The following is a 24,881-nucleotide window of genomic DNA, read 5'->3' as shown; positions in this document are numbered from 1 at the left end:
CTATGGCATCGGGATGGGCGATCGTCATGCCCTCTTTACTCAGCAATAAGCAGCTTAAGTTTACCCATGTAGGAAATACTTCGCCCCATACACCTTCATGGGCAAACTTCAACCGTCGAGTACGAAATTCTGTGTATCCATCAGGTACAGATTTACTAATTAGCAAACGGCTCAAAAGGTAGAGGATGAAAACAGATTGAATCGATAATTTATAAAGACTGAAGTTTTCTAGTAATAGGCATCATCCCATTCAGGACAGGTCTATGGAATAGAGAGTGGGCAAGGAAAAGTCATAGTGTCGACTCTGTGAGAGTTTATCAATCAGAGGTATTTTCTATTTCTGATTTGCTCTGTTTTGCAGTTTATTACTGTAATTTTTGGGTCGTAGCAGATTGAAATAACTACCTCAATTTATTTTGTTTGAGCTTGTAAGTAAACCCGGATAACAGGCTTATTGGGTAAACAGGTAATAGAAAAGCCTTTAAGTTTTTGAAATTAGGTGTGATTGCAGAGGTAATTCGCGATGGTAGCCAGCCGTTCCCATACAACTAGTAACAGACATCGTCGGGCCATTGGAACGTTTCCAAACCGCCGCATAGCAACGCAAGCTCTGCATGAACTGCGAGACTCCGGCTTTCCTATGGAGCGGGTTTCCATCATTACGCGCGATCGCGATCGCAAAGGAAAGCTCAGCGAAATTGCCCACGAGACGAAGGCGGATGACGGCGCAGCTCTGGGTGCTGCCGCCGGTGGTGCATTGGGAACGCTTGCAGGCTTGTTAGTAGGTCTGGGTAGCCTAGCTATTCCGGGAATTGGCCCTGTAATGCTGGCAGGGGCAACAGCAACGACGATCGCCACAACTCTGGCAGGCACGGCCATTGGAGCAGTAACCGGCAGTTTGTTGGGAGCACTGGTTGGTTTAGGGATTCCGGAAGAAGAGGCGAAAGACTATCACGATCGCATCGTGCGAGGCGAATACCTCATCATGGTAGAGGGAACCGATCGCGAAATTGCCCAAGCCGAGTACATTCTGCATCGCCGTGGGATAGCTGCCTATCGAATTTATGACATGCCTGCCTCTGCGGCTGCCTCGACCACACCCGCCGTAACAGCACCGGTACAGCATCACTCTATGCAAACCCAACCGTTTCTGCCCAGACCCATACAGCGGTATGGCACCATTGCTGTTGGCCGTAGCAAGCATGGAATTACCACGTTTCCAAATGATCAGATAGCGGGAGGAGCGATCGCAGCCCTGGGACAAGCTGGGTTTCCTCTAACGAACCTGTCGGTGATTACACGCCGGGTAGAGTACCCCAATTTGTTTGTAGGAGTTGACTTGCGCGATCGCTTCGAAACAGCTCGCTACGGAGTCCCTACCGATCGCGCTCAACAATATGACGAGCAATTGGAGCGGGGAGAGTGCCTGGTGATTGTCAGCGGAGGGGAGCAGGAGATCCAGTATGCTGCCGACGTTTTGGCGGCCTATGGAGTGACTTCGTGGCAGGTCTTTGACCCCATGCGGATTAACTCAACGGCAACACTGGGAGGAGATGCTAGGGTTGAGCGCCCCCAACCTGCTGTTGCCGAGGTAGAGCCTGTTACAAATATGCCCCCGGTGCCACCAGTGCCCCCACCAGTGCCTCCAGTGCTACCAACTCCTACTGAAGTTCAAAGTGAAACTGTACATTCAAAACGCACAATTCCAACCATCGAAGTCATCTATACAGCTATCGCGAAACCGGCTCCGCCTCCGCCTCCTGCTGGGGTTGTTCTACCTCCAGTCTCTACACAACCGCAACACTATCGAGCTGTGGGGGTCTTTTATCAACGGCGAGGAATGGAAAGCGCTTTGTCAGAACTGCGGACTATAGGCTTTCCCATGGAACAGGTTTCTCTGCTTGTGAAGGAGAAAAACCGTTCATCCCAGAGTGTCGATGTTGACTCTCAACCCCAAAAAGGCAGTAGAGCCAGTAGAAACACTCGAACAAATTCAGCAACCCCAAGTTTGGACACCCTTCTGGTGGGAATGGGAACTCTAACCATTCCTGGAATCGGGCCTGTTATTGCAGGAGGCGCGACGGCTATGGCGATCGCTGCAACTCTGGTCAGTACCAGTACTATCGGCAACGGGGATGAAAGTTTGGTTAAAGCCTTGATGCAGGAAGGGGTCCCTGAGAACTTTGCACGGGTGTATGGCGATCGCTTCCACAAAGGAAATGCTCTCGTCATTATTGATGGAAGTGATGCAAGTATCCTGCGCGCAGAAGCCATTCTGAAACAGCACCATGTTCATACATGGGAAACGTTTGGCGCAAATTATCCTCGTACTAATGTGATGCCACCTTCGGAAGCAAACCCAGATGGACTGCTTCCCCAGCATCCTGAGCCCTATAGTAATAAACGTCTCGGTATTGAGGAACGAGCTCAGTCTGTCCGGGGCATTGATGGGAGTGAATCATACTGGAATGATCAGGGCGATCGCCCTCAAACAGTCAAAAAAGTGATTACTCCTATGCCAGAAGTAATCATGATTGATCATCGAAATCAAGCTCAATAAGGGCTGTTGCAAATCTGGCTTGTTCACTTTAGAACGTTTGTTTCTGCAAGCACTTTACAAACGGGAAAATACAGCATTTTCCGCTCCCGTGAGGGATGGGTGTGGAACAAAATCCACATCCATTTCCCATACCTCACCAGCTCAGAAAGGCTAATAGATAGTTCAGATTCTCAAGGACTGTTCTATTAAACACCTTTTGAGGCGTACCTCTCCAACACCCCAAACAGCCCGAAAGATAGAGGATTACAACTATTTGAGCCGATAGCTTAAAAGAGGTACAACAAAATACAAGCAGGGTCAGCCATAAAAGAGCTGTTATTGAACAAAGCGTTATGCAATGTCATCAATCGGCCTCTATGGCTTACAGACGTTTTTGCCAGTAGCGGTCGAGAAGTTGGCTCTCAGGTTGCATACATCGGTTACAGGAATGAAAACCGGCAGGGGGAGACTCCATATAGCTATAAACAACGCATAAAAGCTGAACAAGCATTATCCCGTCTCGATGGATTGGACCCACGAACCCATCAGAACAGCAATTTTAGAAGTTAATCATTAATTTTTTAGCACCAGATGAATTTGTAGTTATTGCAGAGGTGGAAAACATGGTATTTGGTCATTCTGATTCGGGTATGGGTAGACATCGGCGTGCGATTGGAGCATTTCCGAACCAGCGTGCGGCCGAGGAGGCTCTGAGCGACCTGCGAGCTTCCGGTTTTCCCATGGAGCGGGTTTCTATCGTTGCCCGAGGTCCACAGCCCCGGGAGGAGAGAGCCCATACAAGCCACGTCGGCAACAAATCGGATGAAGGAGCCATATCGGGCGCTATAACCGGAGGTCTACTCGGAACTCTAACGGGGTTACTGGTAGGCCTGGGCACGTTAGCCATTCCAGGGGTAGGGCCGATCATGTTGGCTGGGGCAATAGCAACCGCTGTCGCCACCACTCTCGCAGGCACTGGAATTGGGGCCGTTGCTGGCGGGCTCTTGGGTGCTCTGATTGGTTTAGGTATTCCTGAACGGGATGCGCGGCACTACCACGATCGCATTATGCGGGGAGAATACCTGCTGGTCGTAGATGGTTCCGATGACGAAATCGCCCGCGTCGAGCAGGCTCTGCACCATCGCAGGATTGATGCTTACAACGTATACGACGCGCCCGATACCGGAACCCGTACTCTGGAGGAACCATACTACCGTCACTCCCGCCATCACCACGCCAACCATCATCCTATGGCTGGGTCTTCTGTGGTTGTGCATGAGACACCAGGCCCCCATGACGTTCATGTTCATGACGAGTCTCTCCCAATCCGGTCATTGGAGGAGCCCTTCTATCGGCGTTCTCGCCATAGCCACCCTGGGGTTCACCAACCTGTTGTTACTGGGGCACCAGTGCCAGTGCCAGTGCCAGTGCCAGAGGCTTCAGGAACTGGCGTGAGGCAGCGCGCGATCGCCAGCTACGCCAATCGCCACAATGCAGAAGAGGCCATCACTCGGCTGCGTCATGCCAACTTCCCCCTTAGCGGTGTTTCCTTGATTGCACGACGCATCGAGCACCGAGACGCATTTTCTGGGTTGGATCTGCGCGATCGCTTAGAAGCAGCCCGTTACAACATTCCAGGCAATCGCACTCACGTCTATGATGAGCGATTAGATCGAGGAGATTATCTGGTTGCTGTCAGCGGTACTGAAGAAGAAATTCACCGTGCAGCCGCCATTCTGGCAACCTGTGGCATGACCTCCTGGGATGTTTTTGACTCAACCGTTGAGCATCCGGCTACAGGGCCATCCAAGCCAGATACGGTCGTCGATCAGCCGCCTGTCAGTGTGGCAGGTACTAGCCCCTTACCACCGGCTAGTAAGCCTGCTCCTCCGCCACCTCCCGCGGCGATGGCATCATCTTCGACACCTGTGCCGTCCCCAACAGTTAGGTCATCCTCCCCTGTCCCGCCACCTCCTGCGGCACCCGTGTCATCCTCGCCCGTCCCACCGTCGCCAGTTACGCCTGTATCATCCTCAGCACCCGTTCCGCCGCCACCCGTGACGGCCATGTCATCCTCAGCACCCGTTCCACCGCCGCCCGTAACGGCTATGTCATCCTCAGCACCCGTTCCACCCCCACCTTCTACGGCGAACCCGTCGCCTGCTGCGGCTCGCCCGTCCCAACATTACCGGGCTATTGGCCTATTTACGAAACGGCAACATACAGAAGCAGCCCTCTCTGAACTGAAAAATTCCGGCTTCTCCATGGATCAGGTTTCTATCCTGGCCCGGGATACAGGCCGAGGCTCTAGTGTGGCCGGGGTAGATATCAACCAGCACGCAGGCAACAAAGCCGATGAAGGTGCCAAGGCTGGTGCCACGACGGGCGCTGCTGTAGGTGGCTTAGGAGGTTTTCTAGTGGGCCTGGGAGCCCTTGCCATTCCAGGCATCGGGCCGGTTGTTAAGGGGGGCGCTGTCGCAACGGCGATCGTCACTGCCCTGGCAGGCAGCGCAATTGGTGCTGCCGCTGGGGGAATTGTTGGGGCTCTGGTTGGCCTGGGTATTCCTGAACATCGAGCTCGCATTTACAATGAGCGATTTCATCGCGGTGATGATCTGATCATCATCGATGGTAACGAGGCGGATATTCGTCGTGCAGAACCGATTCTGAAGCGGCACCACATTCACGAATGGGAAAGCTTTGAGGCTACAAAAGTGCAAACCCATGGAGCAACAACCCCTGGTGTTCGCCGGGACGGTACTGTAGTCGAGCGCCCTCCCGCCCGAGAAAGCGATCGGTTGGGCATTCGTGATGAACGAAGCGTTACGGAACGGCGCGATCGCACACAGCAGAAAAACATCCGACCCAACACAGATCCTGAGGTGATCATTGTGGACAACCGACAGGATCCTCGGCAGGGATAGGAGAACGGTGTTCGGGCAGCCGCTCAGCCCAACTCTCATTAACGCGATGGGCAACGCATGAGGCTACCGCCTTGGAGCCAGGCAGGAAAGGCTACTCCCAGAAAGATCGGCAATGTTGCCCATCGCGTTATTTGAACAATCCGTATTCATTCAAGGAGTCACCATGAAAGCATTACCGATGTTGTTATTAAGTAGCACCCTGCTACTGGGTGGTGTCGCCTGTAGCAACACAGCTCAAACAGCCCCGGATGCTCCTGACCAAACCTCCCAGCTTGGTCAGCCACCTGAAACAAATGAAGCGCAGAAAATTGAAGGGGATGGCATGAGCGATCTCCGCCGTCGGCAGTTGGAGTCTGACATCCGTGCCCGAGAGCAGCGGAACAATGCCACAGGCGGCGATACCGAGCGGGCCGATGCAGATCTTGAGAGCGAGGTTCGCAGTAAACTGGAAGCCAATTTGCCGGCCAGCCAGTTAACGGTAGACTCGCAGGATGGAATTGTGACGATTTCAGGAACGGTTCCGACACTGCCCCAGTTCGACCGCATTGATCCACTGGCCCGAGAGATTAAGGGAGTAAAGGATGTAACGGTCAATGCCACCGTAGCTCCTGCTCAACCTGACGGTAGTAACAGCGAAAAACCAGCAGATCCAACCGTTCCAGTCGGTTAATCAGAAAACAGCGCATTGGCTTAAAAGAGAGCATTGGGATTAGCCCAATGCTCTCTTTTGTTCAAGAGATGATCACGAATATCTAAACGTACTGAAACGCTGAGCTGGTCAGATCAAGAGCACCTACAACGTTTTGGAGGATGGCGATCGTTTCAGCTCTACCGCTAGCCCCATCCAGAACAAGAGCCGCGCTTTGGATTCCCGAGTAATCAACAAAGTAATCCAGAGTATAAGAATCGGCTGAGCCATGTAGTTGAATTGTGTCCCTCAAAACGTTGAAATCTGTAATGAGAGCATAGTCAAGATCGCCCGTCGAGGAAGGATCTCCATCATCATAGAAAGCGCTTTCTTCGTCTCCCAGTATGAACGTATCTCTTCCGTTCCCCCCGGTTAAATAATCGATTTCGTAATATCCCCCCCATCCCCGTAGAAGGTCATTTCCATTTCCCCCTTCGAGATAGTCAGAGGCATACCCTCCATCAAGCTGGTCATCTCCTTCACCGCCAGTAAGCCAATCATCAGCGTCTCCACCAAAGATTGTGTCACTACCACCTCCACCAAATAATTGGTCATAACCAAAATCGTAGTTTTCGTCTTCGTCACCGATGATCAGGTCGGCACCACTTCCCCCGGAGATCGTGTCATCCCCGCTCTCTCCCAGGAGTTGGTCATTCCCTTGCCCACCGTCAATCGAATCGTTTCCTAGCCCACCACTTACTACATCGTTACCTTCACCCGCATTTACCTCATCACCGCCACCGAGAGCGGCAATGAGGTCAGCACCAGCCAAACCCGAAATTGTGTCATCAAACTCTGTTCCAGTCAGGCTATCAGCTTCGGGCGTACCAATGATGGGTGCATCGACTGAGAGAGTCATATCAAGGGTGTAATTACCCGTGGCACCGCTTGTACCACTTGCTCCAGTAACGGGGTCATACCAACTATTGCCATAGCCACTCACGCCAATGTAGTAGGTACCTGATGTAGTGGCAACAAAGTTAATGAATGAATCATATGACCAAAGCTCATCAGGAGCCGCGCCATCATCGCTGAATGCCACTTCGACTCCATTCTCATCAAACAGCCTTAAAACAGAATCGGTTAGATCTTCTGGATAACCAAAGGTATCAATATCAATCGTTAACCGATCTCCTGCATTCAAAGTAACCTGAAAGATATCAACATCAAGATCAGCATTGGCATTGTCCCCAATAGTTTCAGTAATAGAGACAAAGGGGGTCTCCAAAGTCAGTTCAGCGGCACTTGATTCAAGAAGGGTGTCATTAGGTTCTGTCATAGATTTCATCCCTGAAGAAACAGTTTTCAGTAGCTTTAAAACCGAGAAAACGTAACCTAAAGAAATTCAGACAGCACGAATCCTTGAGTCTCTATTTAAGGTTTACCTTTAGATGCAAGCCAGTAATAGAGCCGATTAGAGCAGCTAGATTCAATTACAACTAAGCACCAGTAATCAACTAAAACAGCGACAAAATTAGACGTGCATGAAGTGCAAGAACGGTTATCAGTTCATGTCAGTTTCATAGGACATACTTCAAAGACAAAACTATCTAGAACGCAAATATATACAAAACTATACAATTGCATTATTTACCTTCTTATGGAGCCAATCTAAACGTTAATTTCTATCTATATTGGTATCTAAACTGACTCAGTGTAGGAGTTAGTATATGGCGCCAGGTGCCACATACCAACTCCTACACTGAGTCAATTCAAATGACGATGTATATAAACTGACAAGTAGGTTAGCTTACTGCAAGTAAACGCACACCCTGTAGCAAAACCTTAAGGCCGTCTCCAAACCGAATACTTGGAGCAAGATCGACACAATCAACACCTCATAGCATGCCGGATTAAATACCGATGATAAAAGTGGCGCGATGCAAATCGTCGTACCACTTTTATCATCGGTATTTAACCTTACTTGTTATCAAACAGCGCAAGACAGTGCGCTGTGACTAACTCAAAAAATTGCGAGGGGATACTATCGGCCTCTTCGGCATCTTTAAGTAAAACTATCAGTTGTAACAGTCATACATAACCCCTCCAATCCGCAATAACGGCAGTATGGGACAGCGATCGCTGTCCCATTGCAGGATCGCCAACAATCACGCGATTGGACGTAATGGGTAACGCTGAAAGTTATAGTATCCTACTCATAACCTGGGCGCGTCGAAAGCCCCGTCTTCCTAGGAAGGCTGTTAATGTGGCGATCGCCAATCTCAAGCTCATCCGCCAAATACTTACTTAACCAACTTGCCGTCCACCACTTGAAGAGAATTATTTTGTCTATAGCGGAATAAAAAACACTCCCCTGAGTTTTGGAAGATAAACAATAGTAGAGCTTGACAGCATTCCTGTATGAGTTGCAAAGCTGAAGCATCCAAGCTGCAGGTGCTTCGTGCTCTCAGCCCAAGCAAAGATTAAATCGGAATAGTGCTGTGCTTACCCTTCTTTTCAAAAATTACTTAGGATTACTGTGGTTACTTCCTATTTATGAGCCTTAAGCGGGAGAGAGATAAGCCTCGACCAGTTTATGATCTGCCACAAGGAATATGGTTTTTGGAAGAAATTCGGTGGATGATGAAGAGGTGTGAGGAGTACGAAATGCATAAACCTCTGGAGTCGAAACAAGGACAGACGCCCAGAGGTTTTTGCTATAGAGCTATACGCACAGAGATTAAGGAAACTCATTCATGGAACTCATAGAAATTCTGGATGAATATTCCAAAGGCAGAAGAGACTTTAGTGGTATTAACCTGAGCGAAGCCAGCTTAGTAGGAGCCAATTTAAGTGGCATCATCTTGGATGAGGCGGATTTGAATGGAGCCAACTTGAGTTACGCCAACCTCAGCAATGCTCGTTTACACCATGCTGACCTCAATGGTGCTGATCTAACCAACGCCAATTTGCGGGGCGCAGACTTACAGGACGCCATTTTAGATGGAGCTATTTTGCATGGTGCCGTATTGGACAATACCAACCTGAGCCATTCCGAAATGGCTCTAGCTGATATAACCGAAGCCAGTCTGAATGAAGCCGATTTGAGCCAGGCCGATCTACGTGCAGCTAATCTAGAACACGCTGACTTGAGTGGCGCCAACCTATCCATTGCCGATCTTTCCCAAGCCAACCTACAAGCAGCAGAACTGAACCAGGCAAATCTGAGCGGTACTAACCTGGAGAAGGCTAATACGGAGGGCACAATTTTGGATGAGGGATCTCCATAACTGTTGGAAGTATTAGTTTTTCGTGTCTCCACGTATCCTCAGCTCTAGAGCCAAAACCCGGAAGGGCGATTTTTCTGTCGCGAAGAAACAGAAAAATCGCCCTTCCGGGTTTTGGCTCCAAAAAGGTGCAAGATGATAGCTACTCAATCGTCTGTTGGCTTGGCTCGATTGCCTGCATCGAGAAAGATTCAAGCCATGAAGGGGGAATCGTTTCGACAACTGATTGAAGCTTCTGATTCAGGCTATTTAACCGTTCACGAACATCGTTGCTATCGGCAGTAAATAAGGCGATGTATCTTGTTTCAAATCCTTCTGGGCGTTTCATTACAAATCACACCTAGCTTTCCCTTGCTTAAGCAGAACTTGTCTCCATAGTGTGCGATTCAAATTTGTTAAGGTTCTATCACAGGACAAACGACTTCATATATCCCAAGGTTAATATCCAGCATTTGGCTTCACAGCGCTGCCATTTATGCAGGAGGATGTTTTAGGCAACCAAAATTTGTTTGCCCTGAATAGAGCCGTCAGGATTAAATTCATAAACAATTGGAATTCCTGTACCGAGCTCAAGCTGAACAACTTCTTCTGGAGTCAGTTGATCTAGATGCATAATGATGGCTCGCAAGGAATTACCATGAGCCGAAATTAAAACATTATCGCCTTGCATCAGGTGAGGCATAATGCGGCTCTTAAAACAGGGAACAACCCGTTCTTGGGTATCTTCCAGGCTTTCGCCACCGGGAGGAGCTTCATCATAGGAGCGACGCCAGAGTTGCACCTGTTCGGCACCATAAATAGCAACGGTTTCAGCTTTGTTTTTACCTTGTAGCTTGCCGTAGTAGCGCTCGTCTAGAAAGGCATGGGTATAGATGGGAAGTTCTTGTTGGTGGTCACCTTCATATTTATCCCAGCCGTGCCAATCAGAATCATCGTCCTCATGTTTGATAATAGGAATTTTGCCACCACAGACGTCATCACATTCCGTCAAGATGATGATCGCAGTTTCGATCGCCCTTATCAACTTACTGGTAAAACAAACGTTGACACGATAGTTCCGGAGCTTGGTAGAGGCAATTGTTGCTTCAGCACGGCCACGTTCACTCAGGGGTACATCAACCCATCCAGTGAATCTGTTAGCGGCATTCCACAAGCTTTGGCCATGACGAGTCAAGATGAGAGTTGACATGGTGGGTTCCTTTGGCTCTGGGGTTGGGTCTTGGAGGCTCTGCTTGGGGGCGAAGCGCCCCAAGAACCCCTGACTGAGGACAAAACGCGTCCCCAGCACCCTCCGTAAGGGGTTATCGGTAGGAGGTGAATGTGGCGCTTCGCATCGGTCGGTAAGGATCTGGTTTATGAGGGCTATCGTGTAGATACGTTGAGTAGAACTTGTTCAGTCGTGTAGTTCGACGGGGACTGGAGAGGCTTTCCAGATGTCATGACAATATTCCTGGATGGAGCGATCGCTCGAAAACTTACCCATCCGTGTTGTGTTCAAGATTGACATCCGTGTCCAGTCGTCGTTATTCAAGTAAGCGGCGCTAACCCGATCCTGACACTCAATATAGGACTGGTAATCTGCCAAAAGCATATAAGGGTCGGATGAGAGTAAATTATCCACTAGCGGACGAAACAGACTGCTATCTCCCTGAGAGAAGTGGCCAGTGGCAATTAAATCAATAACCCGTTTCAGTATAGGGTTGCTGGTGTAATAGTCCTGAGGACGGTAGCCCTGGGCCCGGAGAGCAGCGACTTCCTCAATTTTCATGCCAAACAAGAAGAAGTTATCTTCGCCCACTTCTTCGCGAATTTCTACATTGGCTCCATCTAGAGTGCCAATAGTGAGTGCGCCATTCATCGAGAACTTCATGTTGCCAGTGCCAGAGGCCTCCAGACCAGCCAGGGAGATTTGTTCGGAGAGGTCAGCAGCCGGATAAATACGTTGGCCTAAACTGACGTTATAGTCAGGAATGAAGACGACTTTGAGGCGATCGCCCACATCCGGATCGCGATTCACCACTTCCCCAACAGCATTAATAAGCCGGATGATCAGCTTTGCCATGGCATAACCTGGAGCCGCTTTGCCACCAAAAATACAGGTGCGCGGCGTCATCTCCATATTGGGATTGTCTTTGAGACGGGTATAGAGCGTAATAATATGCAGCACATTCAGGTGTTGCCGCTTGTACTCGTGGAGGCGTTTCACCTGAACGTCGAACATCGAGTCAGGATTAACGGCAATGCCAGTACGCTGTGCAATGTAGCCAGCCAGATTTTGCTTCAGGTCACGTTTAACTCCGCGCCATTCGTTGCGAAAACCAGGGTCATCGGCAGAGCCCTCCATCTGGCGCAAGTCGCTGAGATGGGTGAGCCAGCGATCGCTCCCCATCTGACGGGTTAGTAAACGAGCCAGACCGGGATTGCTCTCGGCAATCCAGCGACGGGGGGTGACACCATTGGTTTTGTTGCTAAACTTCTCTGGCATCAGGTCGTAGAAGTCGTGCAGAACCGTTTTCTTGAGCAGTTCCGAGTGAAGGGCAGCAACGCCGTTGATAGCATGGCTGCCCACACAGGCGAGGTTAGCCATACGCACGTAACGGGGGCCACTTTCATCAATTAAGGAGACGTGCATGACCTTCCCAACGTCGCCGGGATACTTCATACGCACCTGATCCAGGAAGCGGCGGTTAATTTCATAGATAATTTCCAGATGCCGGGGCAGCATTTCTCCAAACAGGGCAACGGGCCACTTTTCCAGGGCTTCGGGTAGCAGGGTGTGGTTGGTAAAGCCGAGGGTACGGGTGGTAATGTCCCAGGCAGCGTCCCAATTCATCAGGTGCTCGTCCACCAGAAGCCGCATCAGTTCGGCAACGGCGATCGACGGGTGAGTGTCGTTCATCTGCAAGGCAAATTTGTCGGGCAGGGTGTCGAGGGTGCGCCCACAGTTCAAATGCCTTCGGATTACATCTTGCAGGGAGCAGGAGACGAAGAAGAATTGTTGTTCCAGGCGCAGTTGTTTCCCCTGAATTTGCTCATCGTTGGGGTACAGCACCTTGGTAATGTTTTCTGAAATGACTTTAGCGTGAACGGCTCCCCAGTAATCTCCCTGGTTAAAGGCTCTAAAGTCAAAGGCTTCAGGAGATTCAGCTTTCCAGAGGCGCAGAGTGTTGGCGGTGTTGACTTTGTAGCCCAGAATGGGGGTGTCGTAAGGAATGCCCGCGACGGTGAGTTTTGGAACCCAGCGCACCCGGTAGCGTTGCTGCTCGTCAGTGTAGCTTTCGGTATAGCCGCCTAATTTAACTTCAATGGCTTCCTGGGGGCGGGCGATCTCCCAGGGGTTGCCGTATTTCAACCACTTGTCGGTGATTTCGACCTGCCAACCGTCCTTAATTTCCTGGTCGAAGATGCCGAATTCGTAGCGAATGCCATAGCCAATGGCGGGGACTTGGAGGGTGGAGAGGGAGTCCATATAGCAGGCGGCGAGGCGTCCCAATCCGCCGTTGCCGAGGCCGGGTTCTTCTTCGGTGTTGATGATTTCTTTCAGGCTTAGCCCCAGTTCTTCGATCGCCTGCTTGACGGGATCGTAGATATCGAGGTTGATCAGGTTGTTGGCGAGGTGGGGGCCGACGAGGAATTCAGCGGAGAGGTAGCCAACAATTTTGGTAGTGGAGCGGCACATGGTTTGGCCAGTGCTGAGCCAGCGTTGAATGAGGCGATCGCGCACAGTATAGGCGAGGGCCAAGTAGTGATCGATGGGGGTGGCGTCGGAGGAGAGTTTGCCCTGGATGTAGTAAAGATTGTCTAGAAAGGCGCGTTTGAGGGTTTCCGTGTGGAGGCCGGTGCGATCGTCTTGGATGCCAGCGGTGGTGAGGGTGGAGGGGTTGATGGATGCGGTCATCGGGGGTTCCTCTGGAATGGACGTGGGCAAGGCCGTCAGCCAAAGCGAATTCGATTGTTTTGCGATCCGAAAGGGGAATTAGAACTTACGCATTTGTGTTGTGGGGTAGGCTTTGCTCACCCCACAACACAAATACTCCAGTGAGAGTGGGTTTATGTAAACCCTGGAAGTTGAGGTGGTTGGAGAAAAGTGTTTTTGGCGGAGGCTTGAATTGAAGGCACGTCGCCCCCAAACCCCCCGACTGGGGGACGGGCTGCCCCTTCCCCAGACCCCCTTGGGCATAAGGGGTTTTGCATGAGGATGTCAGGCCGCTTCGCATCGGTGGGGTTTGGATCAGGTTTGGGTGATGCAGGTAGGCTGTGCGGCTAACCGGCACTAACGGTTAGGGTAGCGGGTTTGGCGCGATCGCCCTCTAATACCACGCCGCGCTTGTTAGCCTCCAGGTGTCGCAGAATCAGGTAGATGGATTCGATGCGATCGCCTGCGCCCACTTTCTCAGCCAGGGTAGCCAGATCGAGGGGTTGCCCAGTCGCTTTCACAACGTCTACGACTTTGCGCTGTAAGTCGAGGATAGAGGCAGCGGCTTTCTTGCCGGCTTCTACACCGGGTTGGTGGTAGGCGTTGATGTTGACCAGGGAAGCGTAGAAGCCCACGGCCCGTTCGTATAGAGCGATCAATGCGCCCACGATGCGGGGGTTGACGGTGGGAATGGTGATGGTGACGGAGCCCCGGCCATTCTCGTAGAGGGCTTGACGCGTGCCCTGATAGAAGCCAGAGAGGAAATCGCCGGAGGTGGCTCCGGTCTCCACTTCGATGGAGGGGCCGTCGCGGTCTTCGAGCACTTCGATGAAGGTGGCGAAGAAGTTAGGAACGCCTTCCCGGAGTTGCTGCACGTAGGCGTGTTGGTCGGTGGAGCCTTTGTTGCCATAGACGGCGATGCCCTGGTAGACCTTGTTACCGTCCAGATCCAGCTCTTTGCCCAGGGATTCCATGATCAACTGCTGGAGATAGCGGCTGAAGAGCAACAAGCTGTCTTTGTAGGGCAGAATCACCATGTCCTTTTCCCCTTTGCCATTGCCGGAGGCATACCAGGCCAAAGCCAGCAGAGCGGCAGGGTTTTGCTTCAGGTCTTTGGCGCGGGTGGCTTCGTCCATCTCGGCGGCCCCGGCCAGCATGGTGCGGATGTCGATACCCTGGAGGACGGCGGGAAGCAGACCCACAGCAGACATTTCGGAGGTGCGACCGCCTACCCAATCAAACATGGGAAACTCCGCCAACCAGCGCTGATCGCTGGCGAACTTGTCCATCGTGCTGCCCTGCATGGTGACGGCGATCGCATGGGCTGGGAAGTTAAGCCCGGCCTGGTCAAAGACGTTCTTGACCTCCAACATGCCGTTCCGCGTCTCGGGGGTGCCGCCAGATTTGGTGGTTACGAGTACCAGGGTGCTCTTGAGCTGATCCTTTAACAGGGTCATGACCCGATCGATCCCGGCGGGGTCGGTGTTATCGATAAAGTGAACCCGCATGGGAGCGTTCAGGGGAGCCAGGGCTTCCGCAACGAACTCAGGGCCCAGAGCCGAGCCACCAATACCCACCGAGAGCAAATCGGTGAAGCGATCGGCTTCGGGGGGCTTGATCTCGCCGCTGTGAACTTTGCGGGCAAATTCCTCGATTTGAATAAGGCCGTCTTCAATCGCCTGCTTTAGCTCAGGAGAGGGGGCGCGGTCAGAATCCCGCAGCCAGTAGTGGCCAACCATACGCTCTTCGTCGGGGTTGGCGATCGCCCCTGCCTCTAGTGCCTCCATATCTGCGAAGGCTTTCTCAAATTTAGGCGTGAGGGACTCGACCAGGGAGGCATCAAACCGCATCCGGCTGATGTCCAGGTATATGCCCAGGCCGGAATGATAGTAGAGCCAGTCCTGGTAACGTTGCCACAGTTGGGTTGGGTCCATAAGTCACCTCATCATGTATGCGAGCCTGACGGCTGTTCAGGGGGTTTCTGGAGGGGAGAGCTGCTCAATAGACAGGGTCAGTTCTCCTTCGTTGTCTCCCTTATAAGTGTCGATGAACAACGCAGCGAGCGTAGTCGGCTCTAACACTTCCAGGGTCAGGCTGTCGTGATAACCATTCAAAGTAGACCACGTAGCCGACACTGGCACACGGGTTTTCTGGTTGATAAATCTTCCACCATAAATCCATAGCAGTACCCAGGGTTCACCTGGATGACCTGAAGCGGCCTGATAATGAAAGTTTCCGCTTTCAATGAAGATTTTGTAATGGCCAGAGTCTAATGGGTACCGAACGGCCACCTCTTGCATCTGCTGCATCCGCAAAGGATCCAGCACAAAGGAGTGGGCCCGGTTATCAACGGTGAGGTATTCGGTCGCGGGCTCTGGTATACCAGAAGCATCCGCTTCTAGCGGAACCAGATGCAGTCTATCCTCATGCTCTAGCGGTTCGGGTGCCTCATCCATGGGAATGAAATCGGCCTCCGTCGAGCTGTCCTCATCCCGCTGCCGTTCTGCTGCCACTTCAACCGAGTGAGAGGGCTCCGTCTCAGTTTCATCGGAGGACTGAGCCGCAATTGCCAGCCCCGCTAATGCAGCCGCAGTAGCACCCGTTGCAAGCGCTGGGTTTGCATCCTGCTCCTCCATAGGATTACCAGACTCATCAGCCGGAACGAGCGGTAATTCTTCATGGGAGGGATGGGCGATCGCCTCCTCTTCCGATGGCAACTCTACCATCGTTTCGGGTGTCGGTTCTGTCGCATTTGCGGCGATCGCCGCTCCAGCCAGGGCAGCGGTTTCTGTCAAATCGGCTGCATCATCCAACGGTTCTGGAACGGGTTCAGCGGCATCAAGTGCATCCCCATCGACAGGAAGGTGGTTTTCCTCGTAGCCAGCCACATCAGCCACGGCTGTCACAACTTCAGCCTCAGGAGCAGGCAAAGGGCTCTCAGTCGAAGCTCCTATAGAAGGTACTACTTCAGCAGGAACCACCTCCGGCTCCTCTCCTCCGGCCTCCTCGCTGGGTTCTGACAGGGGAGCACCAGATCCCTCCCCAGGGGTTCGAGGGGTACCCGCTTGAGAGGCAAGGGAAGTTGCAATGACGGCTGCAGCGATCGCTCCTGCTCCCGTTAAAACGGCGGCATCATCCATGAATTCAGATGGTGCAGCCTCCACCGGAGGGCCTTCCACTGCGGGATCAGCATCGACCGAATCTGGAACAACTGCTGCGGGTTGCTCACGCACAGACTCTGCCGGATCCGCCGTTGCGTCTCCTGCCTCAACGGGAGGCCCCGTCTCAGCAGCCGATGACTCCGCCACAGGGGCTGAAGCATCAGCGGCAACCGATGAAGGCGTTTCCCAGGGATCTGGAATGACAGGGTTGGAACGCCGAGGGGAGGGAGTAACTGGTTTGGGAGCCTTTCGGGGAATAGCCGTTCCCGCCAGCCCGGCGATCGCCGCCCCTGGCAAAGCGGCCCCATTATTGTGGAGAGGTGGCTCTGCTGTATTTAAGGTATTTCCTGCTGATGGATTGACTTCTGGCAAGGGCTGCGGCTCAGACTTGGGAGCAAAGCTAACAGCAGGCTCCGTTGCGCCCGGCAAAGCTTCGGGTGGAGGTGGAGAGGCGATCGCCCGCGAGCGAGGTGGCGGTGCACTGGCTTCATGGCGACGGCGCAGTAACAACAACACACCGGCCAGCAACAGCGGAATCAGGAAAATCCACCAGGGGAAAGCCGCATCCGGCCCCTCAGTGTTGGAGGAGGGAGCTGTAGGCTCGGTTGTGGTCGCTCCTCTAGGGGCGGTGGTAGTGAAAGCCCCAGACGGTTCGGCGGGGCGGTCTGAGGAAGAGGCTGCACCAGTAACGGCAGGCTCGCTGCCGGTGCCCTGAGGAGAATTAGCCGTTGTTGTGCCAGCGGTTCTGGGGCCACCCGAAGACTGGGCCGCATTCGCCGCCAGTACCTCAGCCGGAAGCTGACTCCAGGTCACATTCCGTGCCGCTGTCACCGCTGCCTTCCCAGGATCTGAGGTGGCCCATCCCAAAAACGCCTGAGCCCCCTCGCTCACATTCTCTTTGCGATACACATATCCCTGAGACTGCGAATAGGGGTAGAGGGAACTATCGGCAGAAACCCCATGCATCTTCACAATTCGGACATCCGGGTTGTCCTTCACCTGGCTATAAAGGGCGTACCCGATGCCATCTTTCCCCAAGGCCTCGATCACCCCGGCCGTTTCATCCCCATCAACCGGAACCGCCGTTTTCCCAGTTCTCACCTTGCCCGCGAAAATATCGTAATAGCGGAGAGATTGACGGGTATCGCTAGTTTCCGGGCGATCGATAAAGCGTACAGGGCGATCGGAGCCACCCAGTTGCTCCCAGTTCGTAATTTCACCCCAAACAATACGGGCGAATTGATCAAAGCTAATCTGCCCCTGAAACGGATTGTCTTTACTCACAATCAGAGCAATCTTTTCTCGCCGTAGGGGCACTTCCGCCAATCCCTCGGCCTTTTCTTGCGAAGACAGAGGCCGTCCAATCGCCACCAGATCTACGCCTCCCTGCTGCAATCGATTCAGGGCATCCGGGGTTCCGTCAGCGGCCATCCTCAAAGTTGTGCCAGGAAATGCTTCTTCAAACTGCCGTCGCAAGGTTTCGTTCAGCAAAATCAGGCTGCGGGAGCCGTCAACTTCCAGGATTGTCCCCTCGGGAACCTCCTGGGGGGGCGGAAAGGGTGCAGGAGCAGGGGTACTGCGGGTGGCATGGGCAATGGTGAATTCCCGTTGCAGCGCAAACCCCATCGGTTCAGGGGCGATCGCCAACGTCATCAACAGGGGAAACACACCAATCAGTGAACGAGATTTCATAGCGCGAGGGGTGCCCAGGTAAGACTAACGCCTTCTCAAACTTCTCAGAACATGTAGATCGAAGACCACCCAATATTCTTGACAGACCGCTACAGCCGGGTGAAGGCCAATGTCAGTTCGCCCTCATTATCCTCCCGATGAACATCAAAGAAAAAGGCCGCGACAGTAATAGATTCCAGAACCTCCAGGGTAAGTGTATCGTCATAGCCGTTGAGGGTAACCCAGGTAGCCTCCACTTCAACCCCCGTATCCTGATTCACAAAGCGCCCCCCATAGATCCAGAGCATCACGATGGGTTCGCTTGCTTCCCCAGCCCGATACCCAAACCCTCCACCATGAATGCGGATTTGGTAACGGCCCGAAGATAGGTTTTTGGATACAGCAGTTTGTTCTAACTGCTGCATCAGGTCAGGTTCTAGAACGTAGCAGTTTTGTTGACTGTTAATCGTCAGGCGTGTAGAGGGTGGAGAAGCCGGGGTTGGTTCTACTGGAAGGGGTTCGAGCAGGGGCAGGGGAGTATCAGCAACGTCTGCCGGTTGTGCCTTGGGGGCGGGGGGTTCTGCCAGTCAGCCATAAGGGGGGGAGGTAAGCAGGTGCAGGCGATCGCCCCGAGGCTGCACCTGCCACAGGGTTTGTTGGTAAGTTTGGATGGCGCGATCGCTGGAGAAGCGACCCATCCGTGCCACGGCTCGAATCGATTGGCGAGTCCAGGTCAGGGGCTGGCGGTAGAGATCGCCAACCTGCTCTTGAGCAGCGGTATAGGCGGTGTAGTCTGCCAGTACCCGATAGGGATCTTGAGACAGGAGCTGACTTACCAGAGGGCGGAATAGTTGCGGATCAGAGGGCGTTAGCGAGCCATCTACAAAGGCATCAATTGCGGCTTTCAGTTCGGTATTGCGCTCATAAATCTCCCAGGGTCGATAGCCCTCCTCCTGTAACATCTGGGCTTCCGGCTCCGTTAGACCGAATGGGAAGAAACTGCCTTCTCCCAGGATCTCCTGAAGCTCCAGGTTGGAGCCGTCGGGGGTACCAATAAGCAATGCCCCATTAAGAACCGCTGCCATGTTGGCCGTATCTGCCGCTTCTGTTCCCGCCAGGGAGAGATGCTCGGATAGATCCAGCGCTGGATAAATGACCTCAACCAGTTTTTGGGTAAAGTCGGGCAGGAATAGTACTGTTAGCCGTCCCGCTACATCTGGATCTGTATTGATCCGCTCGGCCACGGTGGTGATCAGTTTGATCATCAACTTGGCAATGGTGTAGTCCGGGGAAGCTTTTCCACTGAACAGGAATGTGCGCGGCAGAATGTCTAAATTAGGGTCCGTCTTGAGCCGATGGTAGAGGGTCAGGATATGCAGCACATTCAGATGTTGCCGCTTATATTCGTGAATCACCGTAGCCTGCCCATCAAACAGAGTATCTGGATTCACGGTCTGTCCCAGACGCTCCTGAATCCAACCGGCCAGGTTCTCCTTACCGGTTCGTTTCACCTGTTGCCACTGGGCACAAAAAGCATCGTCATTGGCCAGAGGCTCCAACTGGCTCAATGCTTCAGGGTTGCGCAACCAATCCTGACCGATCGCCCGCGTAATCAGCTCCGCAAGCAGCGGGTTGGTTACGGCCAAAAATCGCCGTTGACTCATGCCATTGGTGATGGTGTGGAAGCGATCGGGGGTGTAACTGTAAAAATCTGGTAGGATCCGTTGCTCTAACAACTGGGTGTGGAAACGAGAGACGCCATTGACGGCATGCGTACCGATACAGGCCAAATTAGTGAGACGAATCCGTTGTTCAGCCCCATCCCCAATCAAAGACATGCGCTGAATTTTTGCATTATCGAAGAATTGCGATCGCAGCCCATCCAGAAAGCGTGCATTGATCTCATAAATAATTTGCAAGTGCCGGGGTAACTCCGCCTCAAACAACGCCACCGACCAGAAATCATCCAGAGCTTCGGGCAAGAGGCTGTGGTTGCTGTAGGTCAGGGTACGTTGAGTGAGATCCCAGGCAGCCTCCCACTCCAGCTCATGCACGTCCACCAGGAGGCGCATCAGTTCAGCAATCGCCAGCAACGTATCGGTGTCGTTCAAATGAAGTGCAAGGCGATCGGGTAATGCATCCCAGGGTTGGCCGCTCTCCTGATGCATCCGCAGCAAATCCTGCACTGCACAGGACACCAGGAAGAACTGCTGCCGCAAGCGCAAATTTGCACCATGATCCTCTCCATTCACAGGATAGAGAACTTTGCAGAGGCTATCGTCGGTGTTGGCTCGCCATAGACGCAGCAGGTTTACGGTATCGGTCGCATAACCAGGAACAGGCGTATCGAAGCATTGGGCCTGTACCGTCTGAGCGGCCACCCAACGGACGCGATAACGGCCCTGTTCATCGGTGTAGGACTGGGTGTAGCCCCCGAATTGGATGGTAAGGGTGCGATCGCCCCGCTCCACCTCCCAGGGGTTGCCGTATAGCAGCCAGTTGTCCGGCACCTCAACCTGCCAACCATCCCGGATTTCCTGGTCAAAAATGCCGTACTCGTAGCGCAGGCCATAACCAATGGCAGGAACGTCCTGAGTTGCCAGAGAATCCAGGTAATCCATCATCAGCCGTCCCAAGTTGCCACGCCCCAAGCCAGGTTCTTCTTCCTGTTGCAGCAGGGAGGTTAGATGCAGCCCCAGGTCTTCCAGAACGTGCTCGGTGGTTTCCAGACATTCCAGACTAACGAGAGCATTTCTTAAATGAGGACCGGGCAAGTATTCTGCCGAGAGTTGAGCAATCAGCCGTCCATCGGTCGCTATTAACGTAGCCTCAGGGGTACGGCGCTCTAGCAAGTGATCGCAAAGAACCGATGCCAGAGCCAGGTACGCCTCATTGGGAGTAGCCCCCTGAACGGTTTTGCCATAGGTTCTTAACCGCTCCTGAAATGCCTGTTTGAGCGCATCGGCTGTGATTGGCGAGGGCAGCGTGGTTGCTTCTAGGGGTGCTGGGGCAACTGGGGCGATCGCTTCAGCCGCCCACACAGGAACGGCTTCTTCAACCCCAGGCTCTGAGATCTCAGACGCCGCGATCACTTCTGAATCAATGGGTAAAAGGGTTACAGGCTCAGCAGCAGGCTCCTCGACCACAGGTTCAGGAATTTCTGGGGCAGCCATGGGCTCCGAAATAATGGGCGTCCCTTCTGGTTGGCTCGCCTCTACCACAATGGGTTCAGGGATCGGCAATGGTTCTTCGACCGTCGTTGACTCAATCGTCGATACCAGTTCTTCGACAACCGCTTCAGGAGTTGCTTCTTCAACCCCAGACTCTGGGATTTCAGACGCCGCGATCACTTCTGAATCAACCGGTAAAAGGGTTACAGGCTCAGCAGCAGGCTCCTCAACTACAGGTTCAGGAATTTTCGGGGCAGCCATAGGCTCCGAAATCATGGGCGTCCCCTCAGGCTGGCTCGCCTCCACCACGATGGGGTCGGGGGTCGGCAATGATTCCTCGACCGTCGTTGATTCAATTGTCGATACGAGTTCTTCAACAACCGCTTCAGGAATGGCTGGCTCTGAGACGCCATCCACTGGTTCTGTTAATGATTCAGTGCTTGGGGATGGTTCTTCGGTCAGTAATTCTGTCACCTTAGCAGAGGGAGCCAACGCGGGTTCGGCTGTTTCAATCGCGTCGTGGAGAACAGGCGAAGCTGGAGCTTCGGGAGTTGGGGCGATCGCCTCCACAGCTTCCCCTTCGCTGGGTTCCGTCAGTACGGCTTCCAATTCTGCAGCTTGCTGATAACTGGCCTGAGCTTCTTCAGTCCGACCCAGGCGCGTCAGGACATCTCCCTTGCCAATCCAGGCAGCTTCCAGAGACAGATCTAACCCCAGGCTTTGCTCAAAGGCATCGAGAGCTTCGGGTAGCCGCTCCAGGGCCAGGAGAATTTGACCCTGAAGCACCCAGGCATCAGATCGATCGGGCTGCTGCTCAGTGATTTGCTGGAAATAGGGCAGGGCTTCTTCAAAGCGATCGCCCTCAAACAGCTCCATCCCCTGCGAGAAAAGGCCCGGAATAGCTCCCATTACCTCTGCTACCGATGGAGTTTCTGACGTTACAGATAAACCTGGGGCCGCCGGCATATCTTCCAGCACGACAACAGGTTCCGGAGCTTCTTCATCCTCCCGACCGCCTGAACCCTCATCCACGGCAGCCTCAACCGTAACCGAAGGTTCCAAAACCTCGGATTCCTCCCAATTTTCCCAATCCTCATCTACGGCAGCCTCAACCGAGGTCGAAGGCTCCATTTGGGCTTCTTCCCAGTCTTCTAAATCCTCATCCACTACAGCCTCAGCCGTAGCAGGAGCCTCGTCTTCTTCCCAGTTGTCCAGAATGTCGTCGTCTTCAACGGGGGTTGCTACAGGGGTGCGCTCCTGGGCCGCTCTTCGGGTTATTGGAGGCCGCTGGGGCGTGCGACGGGGCCGCCTCCGTAACAGACCTGCCAGGAAAAGGAAGAGTGGAAAAACGGGAACCAGGAACCAGACCCACACGGGAACCTTTTCTAAAGAAAAGCCGGGTGCCGGTTCGCTCGGGGGAAGCGTGGCTACGTCTTCGTTAGGAGCTTCCGCTACCGGAGCAACCACCGGACGGGTTGCCACACGGGCCTCTTCTTTACGGGCCGTGGCGATCGCATCTCGCCCCACATCTGTCGAGGTGAAGCCCAGGAACGACTTCACATTGGAATCGGTCTCATCGCGATAGGCATAGCCCCGCACTTGAGAGTAGGGGTAAAGGGCATCGCCCGGAAGCGTCGTTTGCAGAATGGCAATTTTGATGGGTTTAACGGCGGGTTGGTTGCGAACCTGATTGGCGATCGCATAGCCAATGTCATTCCGCCCCAACTCCCGGATCATCTCCTGAGTGTCATCTTGTTCAAGCTGCACCCGGTTAAGAGTTATGGGCAGCTCACCCTCCGGAAACAGCTTGTAGCGCTCCAGAGCAAGACGGGTCTCGCTAATGGGAGGACGATCCACAATGCGAATCAACCCCGGTTCTCGGCCCAGTTCCGCCCAATCTGTAATCTCACCCCGAAAAACCTGGGCCAGTTGCTCCAGGGTCAGGCTGCCGTTAAAAGGGTTGTCCTGGCTGATCAGAATGGCAACTTTATCCTGGCTCACCGGGATCACGCGCAACCCCTGAGCCTTCTCCTCAGCCGTCAGCGGGCGACTAATGGCCGCCAGATCCAGGTCGCCATTGAGTACAGCCTGCAGGGCCGTACTTGTGTCGGGGCCGTCCTCTATCTGCACTTCCGTGCCAGGAAACTGCTCCTCAAACTGGCGCTTTAAGGATTTATTGATAGGAGCCATCAGAGGCGAACCGCCGATGCGCACAGTGGTGCTATTCGTCACCGCCGAGGGCATCGGGAAAATCACTGTAGGCGGTTCAGCGAGCTCTTCCTGAGCAGCAGCAGGGGAAAAGGGGGCGATCGCCACAATTCCTGCGAGCAAAAGCGCCAGCAGGACAAGCAGAAGAGGGGGCAATGAAAGCATGACACGTACCCGTCGAGGAGATTAAAGATAACGTTGTAGACCCTTACCCTTTGGAAGCTGAAATGGGAACCGGGATCATCTCAGCCTTCACCTCATTCGCACAGGAGCGACCCTGTTCGATATCGGTGACATTTTGCAGAGTGGTATTGGCGATCGCCTCCACCGCATTCCGGGTAAAAAAGGCCTGGTGGGCCGTAATCACCACATTGGAATAGGACTGCAACAACTGGAAAGTATCATCCTTGATAACTGTATCGGACAAATCTTCAAAAAATAATTCAGCTTCCTCCTCGTACACATCGGTACCCAGGTAGCCAATTTGCCCCGACTTAATCCCATCAATCACATCCCGCGTGTTGACCAGCGCTCCCCGACTCGTGTTGATCAGCATCATACCTGGCTTCATTTGGGCGATCGTCTCCGCCCGAATGATGTGATGCGTAGACGGCAACAGTGGACAATGCAGAGAAATGATATCTGAATTTGCCAGTAACTCCGGCAGATCTACATACCGGGCATCTCCAATTGAACTAAATGCGTCTGTAGGATAGGCATCATAGCCCAGCAAATGGCAACCAAACCCATGCATAATGCGAGCAAAAATCTGACCAATTTTGCCCGTACCAATCACCCCAACGGTGCTGCCATTCAAATCAAATCCTAATAACCCATCCAGTGAAAAATTATCCTCTCGCACCCGGTTATAAGCCCGATACAGCTTACGGTTCAGCATTAGCACCAAGCCTGCGGCATGTTCCGCCACCGCATAGGGTGAATAGGCCGGTACCCGCACCACATGAAGCCCCAACTCCCCCGCTACCTCCAGGTCAACGTGATTAAAACCCGCCGACCGCAGCGCAATCAACTTTGTCCCATTCGCTGCCAGAATGCGTAGCACCTCGGCATCCAACACATCATTAATAAAGACACAGACACAGGGAAAGCCTGCCGCCAGTGCAGCGGTTTGGCTCGTTAAACGGGGTTCAAAAAAGGTGAACTCATGGCCGAGGTTAGTATTTGCAGATTCAAAAGAGATGCGATCGTACCGCTTAGTACTAAAGAACGCGACCCGCATAAAAATACCTCCAAGTATAAGTAAATAGATCTCTAAACACTTTCTAAAAGCATCCTACAGAGCGCTTTGTAGGAATTTTGTTGTTACTGCCTAAATCTAAAAGGGCGGGCTAAAAGGGCGGGTTTTGCCAAAAGATA

13 protein-coding genes and 1 pseudogene are annotated in these 24,881 nt (G+C 53.0%); 4 read left to right on the top strand and 10 right to left on the bottom strand.

Annotated elements, in window-relative coordinates; translation table 11 throughout:
- The first annotated feature begins 523 nt into the window (after positions 1–523).
- The 3 genes from H6F91_RS25565 (at position 524) to H6F91_RS25555 (ending at position 6,133) form a co-directional block, all read left to right on the top strand.
- Positions 524–2,560 (top strand): general stress protein, encoded by a 2,037-nt coding sequence (locus H6F91_RS25565; protein WP_190773221.1) that lies wholly within the window; start codon positions 524–526, stop codon positions 2,558–2,560.
- A gap of 602 nt (positions 2,561–3,162) precedes the next feature.
- Entirely contained in the window at positions 3,163–5,463 is a 2,301-nt protein-coding gene (locus H6F91_RS25560; protein WP_190773220.1) for a hypothetical protein, read from the top strand.
- 163 nt (positions 5,464–5,626) lie between these two features.
- On the top strand, positions 5,627–6,133 hold the full coding sequence (locus H6F91_RS25555; protein ID WP_190773238.1) for a BON domain-containing protein: 507 nt from the start codon (positions 5,627–5,629) through the stop codon (positions 6,131–6,133).
- Between the two features lie 82 nt (positions 6,134–6,215).
- Here the strand turns inward: H6F91_RS25555 and H6F91_RS25550 are convergent, their stop codons facing one another.
- Positions 6,216–7,430, bottom strand: a complete 1,215-nt coding sequence (locus tag H6F91_RS25550) for a pre-peptidase C-terminal domain-containing protein (protein WP_190773219.1) — start codon at positions 7,428–7,430, stop codon at positions 6,216–6,218.
- Positions 7,431–8,318: 888 nt separating this feature from the next.
- Positions 8,319–8,426 (bottom strand): annotated as a pseudogene (locus tag H6F91_RS28660) (helix-turn-helix domain-containing protein); the annotation flags it as partial.
- Positions 8,427–8,847: 421 nt separating this feature from the next.
- Here H6F91_RS28660 and H6F91_RS25545 point away from each other — a divergent pair.
- Entirely contained in the window at positions 8,848–9,381 is a 534-nt protein-coding gene (locus H6F91_RS25545; protein ID WP_190773218.1) for a pentapeptide repeat-containing protein, read from the top strand.
- A 139-nt stretch (positions 9,382–9,520) separates the two neighbouring features.
- On the opposite strand, the gene H6F91_RS25540 is transcribed toward H6F91_RS25545, so the two are convergent.
- From H6F91_RS25540 to H6F91_RS25505, 8 genes are all read right to left on the bottom strand, one after another.
- The gene (locus tag H6F91_RS25540) at positions 9,521–9,706 is read right to left on the bottom strand and encodes a hypothetical protein (RefSeq protein ID WP_190773217.1); all 186 of its coding nucleotides are present in this window, start codon (positions 9,704–9,706) and stop codon (positions 9,521–9,523) included.
- Positions 9,707–9,868: 162 nt separating this feature from the next.
- Entirely contained in the window at positions 9,869–10,567 is a 699-nt protein-coding gene (locus H6F91_RS25535) for a 2,3-bisphosphoglycerate-dependent phosphoglycerate mutase (protein WP_190773216.1), read from the bottom strand.
- Positions 10,568–10,771: 204 nt separating this feature from the next.
- Positions 10,772–13,276 carry a glycogen/starch/alpha-glucan phosphorylase gene (locus tag H6F91_RS25530; protein ID WP_190773215.1) on the bottom strand — a complete coding sequence of 835 codons (2,505 nt, stop codon included), beginning with the start codon at positions 13,274–13,276 and terminating at the stop codon, positions 10,772–10,774.
- Between the two features lie 365 nt (positions 13,277–13,641).
- Complete coding sequence (locus tag H6F91_RS25525; protein WP_190773214.1) at positions 13,642–15,228, bottom strand: glucose-6-phosphate isomerase; 1,587 nt, start codon at positions 15,226–15,228, stop codon at positions 13,642–13,644.
- A 36-nt stretch (positions 15,229–15,264) separates the two neighbouring features.
- Positions 15,265–18,147 (bottom strand): substrate-binding domain-containing protein, encoded by a 2,883-nt coding sequence (locus tag H6F91_RS25520; RefSeq protein WP_190789540.1) that lies wholly within the window; start codon positions 18,145–18,147, stop codon positions 15,265–15,267.
- 89 nt (positions 18,148–18,236) lie between these two features.
- Positions 18,237–18,551 (bottom strand): hypothetical protein, encoded by a 315-nt coding sequence (locus H6F91_RS25515; protein ID WP_190773212.1) that lies wholly within the window; start codon positions 18,549–18,551, stop codon positions 18,237–18,239.
- A 162-nt stretch (positions 18,552–18,713) separates the two neighbouring features.
- Positions 18,714–23,669: a glycogen/starch/alpha-glucan family phosphorylase gene (gene glgP, locus H6F91_RS25510; protein ID WP_190773211.1), complete on the bottom strand. Its 4,956-nt coding sequence runs from the start codon at positions 23,667–23,669 to the stop codon at positions 18,714–18,716.
- Positions 23,670–23,712: 43 nt separating this feature from the next.
- Positions 23,713–24,744: a 2-hydroxyacid dehydrogenase gene (locus H6F91_RS25505; RefSeq protein WP_190773210.1), complete on the bottom strand. Its 1,032-nt coding sequence runs from the start codon at positions 24,742–24,744 to the stop codon at positions 23,713–23,715.
- Positions 24,745–24,881 lie beyond the last annotated feature (137 nt).

It is taken from the genome of Leptolyngbya sp. FACHB-8, from assembly GCF_014695575.1.
Taxonomy (GTDB): domain Bacteria; phylum Cyanobacteriota; class Cyanobacteriia; order Elainellales; family Elainellaceae; genus Vacuolonema.
This window is presented reverse-complemented; position numbering and strand designations above follow the sequence as displayed.